The 15593-nt window shown below is 65.8% G+C and carries 17 protein-coding genes; 8 read left to right on the forward strand and 9 right to left on the reverse strand.

Annotated elements, in window-relative coordinates; translation table 11 throughout:
• Nucleotides 1-62: 62 nt before the first annotated feature.
• Nucleotides 63-1103 (forward strand): metallophosphoesterase, encoded by a 1041-nt coding sequence (locus NIBR502771_RS07880; RefSeq protein ID WP_141159259.1) that lies wholly within the window; start codon nucleotides 63-65, stop codon nucleotides 1101-1103.
• A 63-nt stretch (nucleotides 1104-1166) separates the two neighbouring features.
• Here NIBR502771_RS07880 and NIBR502771_RS07885 read toward each other — a convergent pair whose 3' ends face one another.
• On the reverse strand, nucleotides 1167-1640 hold the full coding sequence (locus NIBR502771_RS07885) for a GNAT family N-acetyltransferase (RefSeq protein WP_141159260.1): 474 nt from the start codon (nucleotides 1638-1640) through the stop codon (nucleotides 1167-1169).
• A 191-nt stretch (nucleotides 1641-1831) separates the two neighbouring features.
• Here NIBR502771_RS07885 and NIBR502771_RS07890 point away from each other — a divergent pair, with 191 nt between their 5' ends.
• Nucleotides 1832-2743: a patatin-like phospholipase family protein gene (locus NIBR502771_RS07890; protein ID WP_141159261.1), complete on the forward strand. Its 912-nt coding sequence runs from the start codon at nucleotides 1832-1834 to the stop codon at nucleotides 2741-2743.
• Between the two features lie 495 nt (nucleotides 2744-3238).
• The gene (locus tag NIBR502771_RS07895; RefSeq protein ID WP_141159262.1) at nucleotides 3239-3583 is read left to right on the forward strand and encodes a hypothetical protein; all 345 of its coding nucleotides are present in this window, start codon (nucleotides 3239-3241) and stop codon (nucleotides 3581-3583) included.
• An 89-nt stretch (nucleotides 3584-3672) separates the two neighbouring features.
• Here the strand turns inward: NIBR502771_RS07895 and NIBR502771_RS07900 are convergent, their stop codons facing one another.
• Nucleotides 3673-4908: an NYN domain-containing protein gene (locus NIBR502771_RS07900; RefSeq protein ID WP_141159263.1), complete on the reverse strand. Its 1236-nt coding sequence runs from the start codon at nucleotides 4906-4908 to the stop codon at nucleotides 3673-3675.
• A gap of 153 nt (nucleotides 4909-5061) precedes the next feature.
• Complete coding sequence (locus NIBR502771_RS07905) at nucleotides 5062-5421, reverse strand: VOC family protein (RefSeq protein ID WP_141159264.1); 360 nt, start codon at nucleotides 5419-5421, stop codon at nucleotides 5062-5064.
• Nucleotides 5422-5498: 77 nt separating this feature from the next.
• Here NIBR502771_RS07905 and NIBR502771_RS07910 point away from each other — a divergent pair, with 77 nt between their 5' ends.
• Nucleotides 5499-5819, forward strand: a complete 321-nt coding sequence (locus tag NIBR502771_RS07910; RefSeq protein ID WP_141159265.1) for a hypothetical protein — start codon at nucleotides 5499-5501, stop codon at nucleotides 5817-5819.
• A gap of 26 nt (nucleotides 5820-5845) precedes the next feature.
• Here the strand turns inward: NIBR502771_RS07910 and NIBR502771_RS07915 are convergent, their stop codons facing one another.
• Entirely contained in the window at nucleotides 5846-6850 is a 1005-nt protein-coding gene (locus NIBR502771_RS07915; protein WP_168225725.1) for a LysM peptidoglycan-binding domain-containing protein, read from the reverse strand.
• 207 nt (nucleotides 6851-7057) lie between these two features.
• Nucleotides 7058-8014, reverse strand: a complete 957-nt coding sequence (locus NIBR502771_RS07920; RefSeq protein ID WP_141159267.1) for a zinc-binding dehydrogenase — start codon at nucleotides 8012-8014, stop codon at nucleotides 7058-7060.
• A gap of 163 nt (nucleotides 8015-8177) precedes the next feature.
• Here NIBR502771_RS07920 and NIBR502771_RS07925 point away from each other — a divergent pair, with 163 nt between their 5' ends.
• The 4 genes from NIBR502771_RS07925 to NIBR502771_RS07940 all read left to right on the forward strand — a co-directional run bounded on the left by NIBR502771_RS07925 (nucleotide 8178) and on the right by NIBR502771_RS07940 (nucleotide 11235).
• Nucleotides 8178-8495 (forward strand): helix-turn-helix transcriptional regulator, encoded by a 318-nt coding sequence (locus tag NIBR502771_RS07925; protein ID WP_141159268.1) that lies wholly within the window; start codon nucleotides 8178-8180, stop codon nucleotides 8493-8495.
• Entirely contained in the window at nucleotides 8488-8895 is a 408-nt protein-coding gene (locus NIBR502771_RS07930; protein ID WP_141159269.1) for an SRPBCC domain-containing protein, read from the forward strand. Before NIBR502771_RS07925 ends, NIBR502771_RS07930 begins: the two co-directional genes overlap by 8 nt.
• A gap of 91 nt (nucleotides 8896-8986) precedes the next feature.
• On the forward strand, nucleotides 8987-10921 hold the full coding sequence (locus tag NIBR502771_RS07935; protein ID WP_141159270.1) for an ATP-binding protein: 1935 nt from the start codon (nucleotides 8987-8989) through the stop codon (nucleotides 10919-10921).
• A 65-nt stretch (nucleotides 10922-10986) separates the two neighbouring features.
• Nucleotides 10987-11235, forward strand: coding sequence for a hypothetical protein (locus tag NIBR502771_RS07940; RefSeq protein WP_141159271.1), 249 nt, complete (start codon nucleotides 10987-10989; stop codon nucleotides 11233-11235).
• 21 nt (nucleotides 11236-11256) lie between these two features.
• On the opposite strand, the gene NIBR502771_RS20700 is transcribed toward NIBR502771_RS07940, so the two are convergent.
• The 4 genes from NIBR502771_RS20700 to NIBR502771_RS07955 form a co-directional block, all read right to left on the reverse strand.
• Nucleotides 11257-11421 carry a hypothetical protein gene (locus NIBR502771_RS20700; protein ID WP_168225726.1) on the reverse strand — a complete coding sequence of 55 codons (165 nt, stop codon included), beginning with the start codon at nucleotides 11419-11421 and terminating at the stop codon, nucleotides 11257-11259.
• A 133-nt stretch (nucleotides 11422-11554) separates the two neighbouring features.
• Entirely contained in the window at nucleotides 11555-13003 is a 1449-nt protein-coding gene (locus tag NIBR502771_RS07945; RefSeq protein ID WP_246839838.1) for a hypothetical protein, read from the reverse strand.
• Between the two features lie 50 nt (nucleotides 13004-13053).
• Nucleotides 13054-14805, reverse strand: coding sequence for a DUF5671 domain-containing protein (locus tag NIBR502771_RS07950; protein WP_141159272.1), 1752 nt, complete (start codon nucleotides 14803-14805; stop codon nucleotides 13054-13056).
• Nucleotides 14802-15281, reverse strand: a complete 480-nt coding sequence (locus tag NIBR502771_RS07955) for a hypothetical protein (protein ID WP_141159273.1) — start codon at nucleotides 15279-15281, stop codon at nucleotides 14802-14804. Before NIBR502771_RS07955 ends, NIBR502771_RS07950 begins: the two co-directional genes overlap by 4 nt.
• Between the last annotated feature and the right edge of the window lie 312 nt (nucleotides 15282-15593).

A 15593-nucleotide genomic window follows, 5' to 3' on the forward strand; every position in this document is an offset into this window, starting at 1 on the left:
GCACCCTCTGTCCAGCCTCTCCCGATGAGCCGGGCGGAACATCCCCGTTCAAGGAGTAGACCGTGTACGTGAAATCCGCCCTTGCCACTCTGGCCGTACTTGCCACCCTGGCCGGAACAGCAGCAGCTCCCGCCCAAGCCGCGGACAACACCACCGACGGCAACCAGGCCTTCACCTTCGCCGCCATCGGTGACATCCCCTACGGCGCCGCCGAGATCGCCAAGTTCCCGTCCCGCATCCAGGATCTCAATGCGGACAAGGAACTGAAGTTCGTAGCACACGTGGGCGATATAAAGAACGGTTCCTCCGTCTGCTCGGACGAGTACTTCTCCTACATCCGCACACAGTTCGACACTTTTACCCACCCGCTGGTCTACACGCCTGGCGACAACGAGTGGGTGGACTGCCACCGCACCAACAACGGTGCCTACAACCCGCTGGAGCGCCTGGACAAGCTCCGGGAGGTCTTCTTCAACCAGCCCGGCAAGACCCTGGGCGCCACCATGCCGGTAAAGTCGCAGGAGAGCCTGGGTTTGCCGGAGGACGTCCGCTTCGAAAAGAACCGGGTGGCTTTCTCCGTCCTGAACGTCCAGGGCAGCAACAACTCCCTCCTGCCGTGGAGCGGGCTGGGCAAAACTGAACCCACGCCGGAGCAGCTCGCCGAGGTGGAACACCGCACGGACGCCGTGATCGCCCAGATCCACCAGACCTTCGCCGAAGCCAGGCGCAGTAACGACCGCGCCGTGGTGCTCATGCAGCAGGCCGACATGTTCGACCCGTCGCTGCTGGCCGACGCCACCGCAAACCCGGCAACGGTATCCGGCTTCCGCGAGGTCGTCCAGGCCATGGTGGAGGAGACCAACAACTTCGACGCTCCTGTCTACCTGGTCAACGGCGACAGCCACGTTTTCGCTGAGAACCAGCCCCTGGCTGCGGGCTCACCCTGGCTGGGCATCTACGGCTCACCCGCCGCCGACAACCTGCAGCGCATCACGGTGGACGGCGCCAACAACGCCGTGGACTACGTCCGCTTCACGGTGGCCGGCAACAGCGCCAAAGGCGCCGACGTGCTGAGCTGGGAAAAGGTCCCCTTCAGCAAGTAGCAGCCAAAAGGAAGCGGACGACGGCGGGCGCTCACCCGTCGTCGTCCGCTTTCCTTGTGGGAGCTACAGTCGGAGCTCCATGAAGACGCTGTGGGGGTCCAACACGTAGTCGGCGAAGGGCTCGCACACCGTGAACCCGTGCCGGGCGTACAGCCGCCGCGCGGCCGCGAAGTAGTCCTCGGTTCCGGTCTCCAGATAGACCCGCTCAAGGTTCCGCGTACGGGCGTCATCAAGGATATGCCCCAGTATGAGGGCGGCCACGCCCCGGCCCCGGGCGGTTGCCGTGGTGCGCATGGACTTGATCTCGCCTTGCCTCTGCGGACCGGCGGGGGAGTCCAGCAGTTTAAATGCGCCGCACCCCAGAAGGTTGCCGTCCTCGCGGGCCGTCCAAAACGTGACGGACGGGGCGGACAGGGCCGAATGGTCCAGGGCGTGCACGCTCTCGGCCGGCGAGGTGGCGAACATGTCGGCGAGGTGCTCGCTGAGGAGCAGGTGGACGTCGTCGCGCGCGGGGCTGTCCCGGTCTATCGAAATCATCGCTTCAAACTTACCCGTTGCGCACAGCGGTACCCGTATGCCAAGATTCCCCTGATCGTGATCCGACTCCAGGAGGTGAGACCCATGAACGCTGTATCCGTAATGGGTGCTCCCCGGCAGCCCACGATCCGCGGCTGACCCAGCCGTCCACAGGGAGCGCCGCACAGGCAAATTCGCGAAAGGCGACTCCCATGAACACAACACCTTCTCCCGTCCCGCACCCCGTTCCGTCGGTTACTTCCGGGCGCGCCCTGGTCCTCGGTGGCGGGGGCTCCACAGGAAACGCTTGGCTGATCGGCGTTCTCGCCGGACTGGCAGACGCCGGGCTGGACGTGACCGGCGCCCACCGGGTCATCGGAACATCGGCGGGATCCACGGCCGCTGCGCAGATCGCCGGCGCCAGTCCGGCGGAGCTCTACGCCGCCGTCACGGACGCGCCGCTTCCACAGCGGCCGCGGGCCGCCGGAACTTCGTCGGCCGGCAGTCCGGTCCCCAACCACCTGGAGCGGACCGGCAGGATCATCGCCGGTTCGGCAACTGCGGCGGACATGCGTCGGAGGATGGGCGCGGCCGCCATCGACATGGCGGAGGACTATGACCATTCCGGACAGTGGCGGGCCACCGTCGCGGCCCGGCTGACGACACAGAAATGGCCGGAGCATGAACTGCTGATCCCAGCGGTGGATGCCAGTACGGGAGAACCGGCAGTGTTCGACCGGTCCGGCGGCATCGACCTGGTCGACGCGGTCGCCGCCAGTTGTTCCAGCGGCTCCGCCTACCGGATTGGAGACAGGAGCTACATCGACGGCGGATACCGGCGAAATGAAAACGCCGACCTGGCCACCGGGTGCGGCAGGGTACTGGTCCTGTCACCCTTCGGCGGCAGGACGCGCATGCCGCTTGAGTGGGGCATGCAGCTCGCCGCGCAGGTGGAGGAGCTCGAAGCGCATGGCAGCAGAGTCGAAGTGATCTCACCTGGCAGCGGGGCCGAGCACATGTTCGGCGCCAACGCCATGGACCCCTCACTCCGTCCGGCCGCGGCTCACGCCGGATACGACCAGGGCAAAGACCTCGCCGGGAAACTAACTAAATTCTGGCAATAGTGGGACGCGCGAATTTAGGGTCGTTTTCTTGGTTTGGGCGGAGTTTCCGGCGGCTTTTGTCGGATAAAATAAAAGAAACGGAAACCATGGCGATGCAACCAATTTCAAAAATTATCCCAGCGGCCTTGGCCGCGGCCTTCCCGCACCGCCGGCGGGGCATCAGGCGCCTCGCGCTGCACTCCTGCAGAACTGGATAAAAAAATAAAAGCAGGTATGGTATCCGGTAACGCAAAGCAAAGAAAGGCGTGATTCCGATGTCCGGAAAATCCCCCAAAAGCGGCGCCGCTAAAAAGGTCGGCAAGTCAATCCTGGAGAAACGTGCCGAAAAAAGAGCTAAAAGCGAAAACAGTGAGCTCAGTTTTATAAAACCGCGCAAAAACCAGCGCTGACCATGCCAGCGGGCGGCCGCCCGGGACTCCTAGCCCGCGGCCGCCCGCACCACCCCGGCAAGCCCCACCGCACCCATACCGGGGGGATCAGCCAAAGGACACCACCATGATGACCTCCCGCAACGCCCTCGTCGTTCCCACCCGGCTCACCCAGCCGGTGCACATCCGGCCGATCGACCTGGACGAGACGGCCTTGCAGAAAATCGCGTCAGGCGGCGTCGGCCTCCTCGCCGGCACTGACTGGCACGTCTATCTGGACAGCTCTGCCGCCAGCCCAACCACGAATCCGCGCGCCGAAGTGCTCATCCGTGAGGCCGGCATCGAACTCGACGGGACCATCCAGGGGACTGCCCTGTTCCTGGGGCGCGACAGGGTGGACGGCGAGTGTGACGCTCCCCGCCACCTCATCAGACTCGCCGAGCAGCTGTTCGACATGCCGCTCGCAGCGTAGCCGGTCCGGCGCTCGATGACGCGTGCCGGGCCACACTGTTGGGGGGGAGCGGACGGCGGCGGATGAATATCCGCGGCCGTCCGCCCTGCTTACTTATCCAACAACCCGCCGCTCGCCCACCGCCGGACCGCCAGCTTTTCAGACGCATCGAACTCCAGCAGCGCCACCCGGCAGAGTTCCTCCACGTTGGCCGTCCATGCGGCAGCAATCTCGGCCGCGGTCGCATCGTCCCGCAGCTGGAAATCGGCGTATGCCAAGCCCTGCAGCACAAAGTTCACGGCATTGCGGGAGACGGGTTCGCCGGCACTGACACAGTCATCCCGCACCTGCCGGGCCAGCTCATTTCGGTTGAGCTGATGTTCCCGGAGGCGGGCCTCCATGGAGGTGAAGATCTGCCGAAACTGGGCCGCCGACAAGGCAGGGACATCCGTCACCCGGGTGACCCGCTCCTCGACGCCGGGCTGAACTTCGGCGGGAGCGGGAAGGTCCTCAGCGGAGAAGCGCTTGGCGTCCCACACCCAGCCGCCCTTGGCCGGTGAGTATTCGATGTCCTTGCCGATCTGGGCCACCCACGCTCCGAACCGCCCAAGGCCGGCCCAGTCCGTCTTCAAGGACGGCTCCGCACTCAGGGCCCGGTGCGCCACCAAGGCTCCTTTCACCGGGCCGGACGCGGACCGGACAAACTTCAGTACCTCAGCCACCGCGGGGGAACCCGTTTTTGGCTTTGCCTTTGCTGTTGCGGGGCCGGGCGGCAGCTTCGCCGAAGCCACGGCATTGAGGGGTTCGGCGGTGGTGCCGTTGAGAATGGCCACGAAGTCATGTGACTCGACCACGTGGTCCGCCATTTCCCGGTAAGCGAAGGCAACGGCGCCGGCGGCGATCACGGTGGTCATCCGGTCAGCTGCGCGGAACCGCTGGATCAGGGAGGTGAAATCGGCGTCGGCCGAGGCGATGAAGAACTCCTCGATGGCTACGCTTCCGGAGAGCGCATCCATGGCATCGAGCACCAGGTTGATATCCGTGCTGCTCTTTCCGCGCTGCGTCAGCGACGGGCAGTCGATCACGCGAAATCCAGCCCGCGTCCAGTAGGGGCGGTACTTGGAGTACACCATGGGGTTCAAGTAGCAGTTGCGGATCAGGAACCTCCGGGAGTCGTCAGCGGCTCCGCCATCTGACAGGGCATCGGCCCACTGCTTGGGATCCTCGGCAAAGCGCCTCGCCGCGGCCGGGTCCAAGGCCTGCAGGCCGGTGAAAACATTGTCGAAATCGACAAACATCGCTGCACGGATGCCAGGCCGGCGCGCAGGTTCAGGTGCCTTGTTCATTGGCTAAGTGTGCCAGCCGCGCCGGGGTCCGGGGCGGCGTTGCTGCCGCGACACGCGAGCGGACGACGGCGGGTGCGCACCCGCCGTCGTCCGCCTGAACCAGGCGCTGCTTCCGCCGCCTGGGCACGCGCGGCGTTCCCGTTCCGGGACGTCCTACCGTGGGCTTTTGTCGATGACGCAGAACAGGTTTCCGTCCGGATCCTCCAGCACGACGAAGTCCGGATCCTCCGGGTACGAGTCCCAGTCCACGCGCCGGGCGCCGAGCGAGACCAGTCGCTCCACCTCCGCGGACTGGTCGTCCGCATACAGGTCCACGTGGATGCGCGGGTGGTCCTGCACCGGGGTTTCGCTGAGCATGAGGGACAGTTCCGCGCCAGGGCCCGACGACGGCACCAGGGTCACCCACGTATCGTCACCGGCCTCCCGGGGAACATAGCCGAGGGCATCGTTCCAGAACTTGGTAGCGGCGGCGACGTCGTTGACGCCGAGGACAATGGTGCCAATGGTCAACATCCGCCTAGCCTAAACCCGAAGTGCCGGGCCGGGTAGGTGGCCTGCGGCCCGGCGGTGTCCGGGCTAGACTCGCCGGCGTGGGGGAAGACAAGACATCTAAAGAAAATGAACCATCCAGGCGCGCCCTTCCGGCCGCCGCAGTGCCTTTGCTGGGCTTAGTTGCCGTACTGGCAGGTGTCCTGATCGCCTACCTGAACCGCGATTTCACTGGCTGGTTCGCCTATGCGCCGCTCAGCAATAAGCCGTTCGTTGCCGACGGGGCTGCCTTCGTCACGGAAGGCACCCAGGTGGGGTCGGCGGTCATGGTGGCGGGGCTGCTGTTGCTCGCCTTCTGGGCTGGCTACAGGCTGGGCCGGCGGTCCAGTCCCGCCGGCAGTACAGGAAGAAGCCGGTGGTAGGGTGCCGCTCCGGCTGCCGGCGCAAGTCAGGGACTGGGTTTGTTGATCGGCTTGTCCAACGCCAGGCTGATGGTCTGGCCCGGTACCAATTCGCCGCTGGGCAGGTCGGTGAAGTCATACCAAGCCCCGGCGGTGCCTGAGCTCGGACGGTTGGCCGAGCGCAGCTGGTCAACGCCGAAGCGGAACGAAACTTGCCGCTCAGTATCGCCCGGCGCGGTGGTATAGGTCAGCGGAATACCATTGGCGTCGGTGGTGAAGGTTCCCTGGGCACCCTGGATCTTCAGCTCTCCCGGTATCAGCCGGACCTTCGTCCCGGCCGGAATGGGTTGATCCGCCGACAACGAAGAATTGTACAGCAGGATCTGTGCGGTGGTTGAGCGGAACTTGTAGCCAAGGCTGTCGAACGAGTCGTCGTCCACCGTGGTGTAGAAGACCGTCTGGCCGAATGAGTTGTTGACCTCTGTGCCGGACCCCGAGCGGCTGCCCACCGGTTTCTTCTGCAGCTGGATGACCTTGCCGGCCTGGATGAAGAAGACGTTCCCCTTTTCGTAGGCGAACGGAACCTTATTGGCTTCCGCCAACTGCTCCTCGGTCAGGTTGAACCGGTAGGTGATGCCGGCCAGGCTGTCGTCGGGTTCCACTGTGTAATTCATTGGAATGCCGTTTACGCCGCCCGTGGCAGCGCCCATTGCGCCCCGCCCTGGACCGGCCGGCATCAGCCGGAGCTTCGTGCCCGCAGGGATGACGGCTCCGGGCTGGAGTCCGTTGAACCCGGCCACCTTCGCCTCCGAAAGCTTGTAGGCCTTCGCCACTGCTGCGAGCGTGTCGCCCGCCGCCGTGGTGTAGAAGTCCACATTGCCAAACGAGTCCCGCACGGTTTCCCCGCTCAGCGCGGGCTTCGCGGCCGAAGACGCGGTGGGGGCGGGGGTGGACTGGACGGCTGCCGCCGGCTCTGCCGGGTGGTCGGAGTAGGTACACCCCGCCAACCCGGCCAGCAGCAGGACCGTAACCGCGGCATGCGGCCAGGCCACGCGCCTGGATGCCGCCTCGGATGTACTGCCGGTTCCCACCATGGATATGCCCCCCCAGAAGTCCGGCGCAGCCGGGTCAAGGCCCACAATGGACCAAGGCGAGCCTAGTGGATGAACTGCGGGCGCGCCGCAGCAGCCGTCAAAAAGGCAAGCGGACGACGACGGGATGTGCCCGTCGTCGTCCGCTTGGGAAGGATCGTGGCGGACTTAGTCCTCGTAGACCGCGATGAAACGGCCCACTACGCCGCCCTTGCGCAGCTTGTCGATGGCGCCGGGGATATCCGCCTGCTTGATGAGGTTCATCGGCGGGTTCAGCTGGCCGGACTTCATGAGGGCATAAAGGTTTTCGAGGTCTTCCTTGGTGCCCGACTTGGATCCCTTGATGGACAGCTGGTTGATGATCAGCGGGTAGGTGTTGATGGTCGCTTCGAGGCGTCCCATGCCCACCTGGACCAGCGTGCCGAACTCGGCGAGGGTCTCGAGCGCAGCGGAGGTGGTGGTGCCGAACCCGGCGTAGTCCACGATGAGGTCCAGGTTCTTGTCCTTGAACGCCGTAATGGACTCGGCCACTCCGGCGAGGCCGATCTCACCGGCGAGCTTTTGCGTCTCGGGGTTTACCTCGGCGCCATAGACCTCCGCACCTGACAGTGCTGCCACCCGGGCGCCGATATAGCCCAGGCCGCCCAGGCCAATCACGCCTACCTTCATGCCCGGTTTCGCCCCGCCCACGGCCATGATCGCGTGGTAGGCGGTCAGCCCTGCGTCGGTGGCCATCGCGCCCAGCTCGAAGGAGACCTCGTCCGGCAGCTTCACCAGGTTGTCGTCGGTGGCGAGGAGTTGGGGCCCGAAGCCGCCGTCCCACTTGCCATAACCCAACGCATCGCCGTCCTTCATGACGGGGGAGAGGCCAACCCGGTCGCCGACCTTCCAGTGCTCCATGCCGGCGCCCACTTCGGTGATGACGCCCGCATTTTCGTGACCCATGGTCCGCGGGAGCTCGGGGAACAGCGGCATCCAACCGGCGTCGTCGATGGCGGTGACGTCGGAGTGGCACACCCCGGCGGCCTTGACGCTGACCACTACCTGGCCCGGACCTGCACTGGGTTCAGCCACTTCGTTCAGCGTAAGGGGGTTGTTGGTGCCGGTGAACTGCCATGCCTTCATGGGGCATCTCCTTCGGATCCGTCGGATAAGTTCATGCATTTGCATGTAATTACAGCCTACGCCTGTTTTGGCCCGGCGTAGCCCCGGATGTGATGCGGGGAATATGCCGCACACTTGGTTCCCGGGCATTATGCGTCGGATATTTCCGACATATACTGGGGTGGTGTTTCCCGATGTTTTCGCCGCCGTATCCAACCCGGCGCGGCGCGTCATCCTCGACGAACTGCGACAAGGGTCCAGGACGGCCGGCGAACTTACCGGCCTGCTGGACCTTAGCCGTCCGGCGGCATCCGAACACTTGGCCGTGCTCCGGGACGCAGGGCTGGTCCGTGAGGAACGGCAGGGACGGAACAGGGTGTACCACCTGCAGCCTGCCCGCCTCGCCGAGATCGGCGGCTGGGTGAAGCACTTCGAGCACTACTGGAACCAGCGGCTGGACGCCCTGGCAGACCTTCTGGACGAGGAGAAACCAAATGACTGAAAATGCCATCAGGCTTGAACGCCACTACCCCCACCCCGCCGCTGCTGTGTGGGCCGCGCTGACGACACCGGAACTCCTGGCCCGTTGGTGGGCCCAGGGCAACATCGCACCCGTGGTCGGCCACCGTTTCACCATGGACATGGACGCCTGGGGCCGGCAGCAGTGTGAAGTCCTCACCGTTGACCCCGGCGCGTCCATCAGCTTCCTCTTCTCCGAAGGCCAGCTGGATACCACCATCACCTGGCGCCTTGAGTCGGTGGACGGCGGCACCATCCTCCACTTCGAGCACGCCGGGTTCCAGCTCGACACTCCTATGGGACGCCACGCCATCGAAGGCATGGGCAACGGCTGGCCCGGCCTGCTGGCCCGTATCGATGGGGTCCTTGCCGGGGTGTCCTGACTCCCAGCCTCCTGCTACGCTCCACGTAGCCGGGCCGCCGTTGTGCTTAGGGCCGGGAATCAGCTTTGGATGTTGAGCGAAGGAAGCACCCATGACGGTTGCCCAGATCCAGGTGGACCAGCGCGTGATCGGGATCGATTCCCGGCGCTTCGCCTCTGTTGAGAAGGCGCTCGTGGAGCTCATCACCAACAGCGACGACAGTTACGCGCGGGTGGAAAGAGCGGGCGGCAACGTGACCGGCAGGATCCTGGTCGGCTACCAGCGGCACCACTCCGGAGCGGTGCTGACGGTCAGTGACCAGGCGGAGGGCATGTCCTTCCAGCAAGCCGGCCGCATCCTCAGCTACGGCGGCGCCCACAGCCCGCTGGCGCGCGGCGAGGGCGCAGGCCGCGGCTACTTCGGCCGCGGACTCAAACAGGCCATCTTCGGCCTGGGCCACGGCTGGATCGAAACCATCCACGCCGGCCGGTTTACCCGGATCGATATCTTCCGCAGCAGCAATGGCGGCTACTTGTATGACGACGACGGCGCTGACAGGCAGGCATTCCCCGCGGACTACGCCCGGCTCGGGATACCCGACGGTGGCAGCGGCACCAAGGTCACCATCGTCGTCGACAACCCGCACGCCACCATCACGCAGCAGTCAACGCTGCTTCAACTCCTCGCGGACAACATCTACCTGCGGGAAGTGCTGGACCGGCGCACGGTGGAACTGCTGCACGGACACCCCGGAAACGGGGACGACGGCAGCGACATCATCCGCTTCCGGGAGCCGCCGGCGGCAACACTGGTTGGCCCTGATGCGCCCGGCAGCTTCAGTGTCGGCGGAACCGAGTATGCGTTCACCGTCACGCTGAAGCGGGCCGAGGGTGTCGAGCTGACACTGAAGGGCGACGAGCGCACCGCCGGCCTGGTGGTGGAGTCCGGCATGGCCGTGCTCGACTGCCAGATGTTCGAGTTCGAGAACCAGGTGGGCACCGAATACCTCTTTGGAATGGTCCGGTGCCCGGCGCTGACCGACATGCTGGGCAGGGGCGTAGCCATCATCAGTGACGAGCGTGAGGGCCTGAACACCAAGGACCCGTTCGTTGCAGCATTCTCGCACGCGGTAAGCCGGATGATCGCGGCACCCGTCCAGGCGGAAAAGGAAAAACTCACCCATTTGGAACGTGCCACCACCTCGGGCCGGACGGCAGGGATGATCGAACACCTGCTGCAGCATATGAGTGAGGCCGCCGTCCGGGACCTGGGCCTGGAAACAGCACCTGAGGGCCGGAATGGGAACCGCGCGGAGCCCCCGGAGGCGCCACTGCCGGCGGCGCTGCGGTTCACAACGCCCTTCTACTACCGTCCGCCCGTGCATCCGTTCCATGTAGCCCTGCTGCTGGATCCACACCAGCTGCCCCGGGGGGAAATGTTGGAGTTCGATCTGGACCTGCCGCCCACGATCCGGCTGGACCCGCTGCCAGCACCTGTTCCGGTCGGCGCGCTCGCGGAGACTTTACGGCTTGAGTGGACTGCGGCGGGGGAGCAGGCCGGGGACCAGGGGCAGATTACCGCACGGGCGGGGAACTACTGGGCGCTCTGCGAGGTGGTCATCGCCGACCACGCTTCCCGCCGCACCGCAGACCAGCCGCCGCACCGCGGGGCCGCCGGAACATTGCCGGCCCCGCGCCGCCAGGCCCACCGCGCGAGCCGGGACCACGGCGTGGACCTTTTTACCGGCTACGACTTCAGGAACCTCCACAACACCACGGACCGTGCCGTGTACTCCGAAGCGGAGCGGAAGGTCATCATCAACACGGCAGCCCCCACCGTCCAGCTCTACGTCGACGGCCGGGGGCGGTTCCGCGACTCCGCCCGGCTCCTGCTCGCCGAGCTCTTCCTTGACGTCATCTCGGATGAGCTGGCACGGCGCAGCGTGGATCAGCATGGCCAGGGAGGTGACCTCGAAGCGTTCCGGAACGCCAAACGGGCCATCATTGGCCGCTACGGCAGCGAGGTACACCGCACCTTCCTGGGCTGAGGCCAGTTGGCAGGACCGTCGGGGCCGGGCGTTTACCAGCGGCTTCGAAAGGGTAACCCTCGATTATGACTGATTCCGGAGCGGGCGGCGCCAACGATCCCTTCGACGGCAATGACGGCATCGCAGCCGGGCCAGCGCATGCCGAGACACCCGAGAGCATTGCCGATGACGTCCGCCATGACATCCAGCTGGGCCAGGTCCAGGACGACGTAGCGCACGTCCTGCAGGAGCGGTTCGAGGACGCGGGCATCGACGCCCGCCCCGAAGAAGTGGACGACCTGGCTGAAGAAATAGAGCGGGACGCGTCCAGCTAGCGACCCGGACGCTGGCCGGCCCTAGGGCCAGTCTGCGCGGGTGAACCGGACGGGACTGGGCAGCGTGAGAAGGCAGTCCGACGTCCATTCCGCCACCCTGTGCTGGACATCCAGCGGATCTGCCGCTGCGACCTGCTGCGGATCCTGGTTGGTGGCGTCTTGAAGACCTTTAACTGAGCTGTTCACTTATCCCCCTAGTAACGCGTGTGTGCCCACACTAGGCACCGCCGGATGCCAAGGGAAGAGAGTTAATCCAGCAGCCGGATAAACTGCGCAAATCTTGAGGAAGGCTGCCGGCGGGGAGGGGCCGGCGGCACATTTACTGTCCTGTGCGTGCCAAAACAGCGGTGAAAATGGCGGACAGGGAATCGGCTTTAGCCTGGGTGTCTGGCTGCGACGATACGGTGCTGGAAGCCTCGATGGAGAATGTTCCCCTGCGCGCCCCGCACCGCACCTGCCAGGCGCCTGTGCCGTCGCTGAGCTGGTAGGCCACAGCGTAGCTGGCGTCAGCGGAAATCGTGGTAGCCAGGGTGGAAACCGTAGACCAAGTGCGGCCGCCGCCTTCCACCGAGATTTCCTGCACAGTCGCGCAGCCGCGGAGGCGTTCGGATCGACTGTCGAAAGGATAGGGCGGGATCGCGGCCGAGGGCATGCTGATGACTGTGAAGTCGGCGTTGTCCATCTTCGCGGCCCCCTGGATCTGACCCTGCCCGTATACAGAGCCGGCCAATGACGCGAAGTACGCCTGGTCGTCGAAAACGCATTGGGTGGCGGGCGGCTGCGACGTAATGGTGGGAGTTGAGCCACGAGGCGGCTCGAGCACGGTTGCCTGGGGCAGGCGTACCGGTTCCCCGGCCGGCCCGGTCATCCCCTTGAACAGCGCCACCATCTGGTCAGGCGTGAGTGAGTTTGGAGCGCTTGGTGCCGCTGGTGTTTGGGGCTTGCCCGCTTCGTTGATGAGCTCCTTCGCCAGCTCCGCCATCGAATCCAGGGCCGGCTTGGCATCGGCCTCCGAGTTCAGTGCGGCAACGGCAAGGGTCAGGGTGATGGACAGGGTGCCGTGCAGGACGCGTAACCCGACGGTGCCGAAGTCTCCCGGCCCCTTGGGCTTGGTGACCTGGGTAAACGCGTGCTGTTTATCGCCGATGGAAGGTGCGCCCAGTAACTGGACGGCGGAGGTGGAGGTCCTGCCCGCCTCCGTATAAGCAAGGTCGAACTGGTTGCAGCGCTGCAACACGTCATCTGCATAGCCGAAATCGGCGGCGGCGATTGCGGCCTGGTCCGCGCTCCTGAGGAGGATCCAGATGGTGGTGGTGGGTCCGGACTCACCACCTGCCGGAGGCATGCCTCCCTCCGCAAAAAAGATGTCCTTGTCTGCCCAGCGGGTGAACGGGTCCTGGGGAACCAGGGCTATGCAGTCTCCCGGCGTGGTAACCGTCTGGGCTTGCGGGAAGGACCCGCTGGCGGCGCCCGAGCGCAGGCGGGTTGAATCCTCGCCTGCTGGGTAAGGCAGGTTGCGGCTCTTGCCCACCCCGTTGATGATGGCTGCGAGCTCCGCATCCGAGAAGGGGCCGGACCCTGACCCTGTGGCGGTCGCTGTTGCGGAACTGGAGGCGGGGGAAGGAGCTGGCGGGCTGCTGGCCGGAGGGGTGCCGCCTGGGGAACACCCGGCCAACGCGAGCAGGACTGCGGCGAGGGCACCGGCCCGGCGGCTACTGCTTCGTCCCGGTGCACCACTGCCGGGCTTCGCGCTTCCCCCTGCAGCCATGTCCGGCCTCCTTTGCCAGCTCCTACGCTAGGGACCGGCGGCCGGACCCGCTAGGGCCGGAGGACCCGATCAGTCACCGTGCTCCCAAGGCCAGGAGTGCTTTTGACGGCAGCAATTGGAATCACTTCCAGCCGGTCGTCCGGCCCCGCAATCACCAGGACGTGCTGGGCCGTGACGCCCTCCAGGGCCGCTGCCACCAGTCGCACGGCCTCCCCAACCCCCGGAGCGGGGGTGGACGACGGCGGAACTGCCGCGCCGCCGTCGTCCGCCCTCAGCCAGGTGGCCACCTTGGCACCTCCCGTGGCGTCAGCGATGCCGCGTGCCAATGCCTGGGAATCCGGGGAACCGGGTGGATAGCCGCTGACGAGTGTGATCCGCTCGATCATGTGCTTGTGCGCGGGTGCCGCGGCGGCAAACAGGACCCGGTCATGACGCCACAGCGCGAAGTGGTAGCCGGCCACGAGCCCGGCTGCCACCAGGAGGCCCAGCGGTGCGCGGATGCGGTCCAGGAGGCCTCCGCCGGTGACGTCGCCCAGCAGGAACTCGAAGAGCCGGTAGCCAATCACCAGCAGCGTGATGAGGGCCACCACGGCACTGACGCCGAAGAATGCCACCAGGTAGACGCGCCGGCCGGGCGGAATGTCCGCAGCGGTGCCCGGCTGGTGCCTCGGTTTCCATGCCAGCCACCAGACCGGTGCCCCCACCAGCAGGGAACTCAGGCCGCCCAGGAGCAGCGTGCGGGTAGCCCCGCCGGCGAGCGGAGACACGGCTGTGGCAAGCAGCGCGTTGACCACGACGCCGATGCCGGACGCCGCCGCGGCAAGCGCCACGGCGGACGTCACCAGGAGGCTGGCCCGGCGTGTGCGGGTGGAACGCGCGACGGAAGCGGTGCGGTGGTAGCGCCACACCAGGGCGCCTATTGCTGCGGCTGCGATGGCCGGGGCGAGCGGTTCGAGCAGGTTGCCCAGGGGGTCGCTCCGGTCAAACGCCAGCCGCAGGAGGACAAACAGGATGACGCCCAGGCCACCCAGCGCCGTGATACCGGCGACGAAGATGCCCACGGCAATGATGGTGACGTCCACCAGTCCCGTCTGGAAGCGTCTGCCCCCATCCCGGAACCAGTGCCACCACCACACCGCCGCACCGCCCGCAGCCCACACCACGGACCTCAGGATGGGCAGCCACCACGGCTCAAAGGAAGCCGCTGCCGCGAAACCGCGGATTGCCACGTCCAACAGGCTGCCCAGCGCCGCAATGGCGGCGCCGGAACTAAGGAGGAGTCCAAACACGGAGCCGACGACGGCCCGAACGTCCTCGAGATGCGATGACGGTTTGCGGGGGTGCCTCCACATCCACCGGTGCCACCACCAAATGGCTGACCACACGATGCCGTTGGCCAGCGGCGACGGCCACTGGCTCTCCTGCGTGTCAAGGAAGGAGGTGGCAAGGTTCAGCAGCGACGTGGTGCTGATGATCAGCGAGACCGCATACATCCCGGTCAGGTAGAGGCCCCACCCGGGCGCCCTGCGTTCGGATTCGTCGTCCAGGCGCCTCCACACAAACCACCACAGCAGCAGTGCGAGCGGGCCACCGATCAGGGTGAAGGCAAGGGACAGGGCCAGTCCTGCGACATCACCGGACACCAGGGTGGATGCGGTCCGGAAGAGCCGCTCCAGGAGTCCCTGGAGACCGGATGCCGAGATCAGTACCAGGGCAAACAACAGGACGTACATGATCAGCCGGCGGAGGGTTGCCAGGCCGCTCGAGGGAGCGGCGACCACCGGGGCTGCCGGGTCCGTCATTGCTTCACCGGGACGTCGGTGCAGGCCATCAGGGGATACGGCGGCTGGTCAATCTTCCATGTCCCGGCCACCTTGAGCAGCGCGAAGGAGTCCTCCATCTCATACTCCGAAGGCCCGAAGGGTCCGCCCTGGGACGACCGGACAATCGAAACCTTCACAGTGGCTGAATCGGGGCGTTCCGTCGTCGAGACCAGGACAACGCGGGCGGGCGCCGGCTCGCCGTAGTAGGCGCCGCGGCACCGGCTCTTGGCAGCGTCCGTGAGGTAGGACTGGGCCGTGGTGCTGTCGCCGTCGATCACTGCCTTGCTGTACCGCTGGACCACTCCGGCGGGGCTTTCCCCATCCAGGGGTGCAGGCTCGCCGCGGGTGAAGACCACCGCCAGTGCCACCACCACCAGGACAACCACAACGCCTACCAGGGTGAGCAGGATACGGTCCGGTCTTCGCGCAGTGCGGTCCCTGGCAGTGTCGTCCATGACGCAAGTATGGGGCCGGGCAGGCCGTTCCGCCCGAGTCTTTGGGCCCGCCTTTGACGTGTCTGGGCAGATTCCGGCGGAGCGGTAAGTGCAGCGGCTCAAGGACCGGTCATTCCCGCGAAGCCGCGTTCCGGTCGCAAAGGCAGGCTTTGAGGCAACAGTGTTGTTTTGAATGCAACGTACAGTTTTCCTGATGGAGAGGCGTGCTCTGCGGACCAGGGCCAGGAGCAACGTAGAGCTTCCTCAAATTAATGCTGCGTATACCCCTTGACTGTGCTTCACATCACGGCCTATCTTGAAACAACCAGGTTG

Source organism: Pseudarthrobacter sp. NIBRBAC000502771 (assembly GCF_006517215.1).
Lineage (GTDB): Bacteria > Actinomycetota > Actinomycetes > Actinomycetales > Micrococcaceae > Arthrobacter > Arthrobacter niigatensis.

Bases quoted from the DNA above. Each gene is read 5' to 3' on its own strand.
- NIBR502771_RS07955 (WP_141159273.1), bottom strand. From the start codon at position 15,281: ATGGACGACACTGCCAGGGACCGCACTGCGCGAAGACCGGACCGTATC.
- NIBR502771_RS07950 (WP_141159272.1), bottom strand. From the start codon at position 14,805: ATGACGGACCCGGCAGCCCCGGTGGTCGCCGCTCCCTCGAGCGGCCTG.
- NIBR502771_RS07945 (WP_246839838.1), bottom strand. From the start codon at position 13,003: ATGGCTGCAGGGGGAAGCGCGAAGCCCGGCAGTGGTGCACCGGGACGA.
- NIBR502771_RS07920 (WP_141159267.1), bottom strand. From the start codon at position 8,014: ATGAAGGCATGGCAGTTCACCGGCACCAACAACCCCCTTACGCTGAAC.
- NIBR502771_RS07900 (WP_141159263.1), bottom strand. From the start codon at position 4,908: ATGAACAAGGCACCTGAACCTGCGCGCCGGCCTGGCATCCGTGCAGCG.
- NIBR502771_RS07885 (WP_141159260.1), bottom strand. From the start codon at position 1,640: ATGATTTCGATAGACCGGGACAGCCCCGCGCGCGACGACGTCCACCTG.
- NIBR502771_RS07890 (WP_141159261.1), top strand. From the start codon at position 1,832: ATGAACACAACACCTTCTCCCGTCCCGCACCCCGTTCCGTCGGTTACT.
- NIBR502771_RS07940 (WP_141159271.1), top strand. From the start codon at position 10,987: ATGACTGATTCCGGAGCGGGCGGCGCCAACGATCCCTTCGACGGCAAT.
- NIBR502771_RS07895 (WP_141159262.1), top strand. From the start codon at position 3,239: ATGATGACCTCCCGCAACGCCCTCGTCGTTCCCACCCGGCTCACCCAG.
- NIBR502771_RS07905 (WP_141159264.1), bottom strand. From the start codon at position 5,421: ATGTTGACCATTGGCACCATTGTCCTCGGCGTCAACGACGTCGCCGCC.
- NIBR502771_RS07935 (WP_141159270.1), top strand. From the start codon at position 8,987: ATGACGGTTGCCCAGATCCAGGTGGACCAGCGCGTGATCGGGATCGAT.
- NIBR502771_RS07930 (WP_141159269.1), top strand. From the start codon at position 8,488: ATGACTGAAAATGCCATCAGGCTTGAACGCCACTACCCCCACCCCGCC.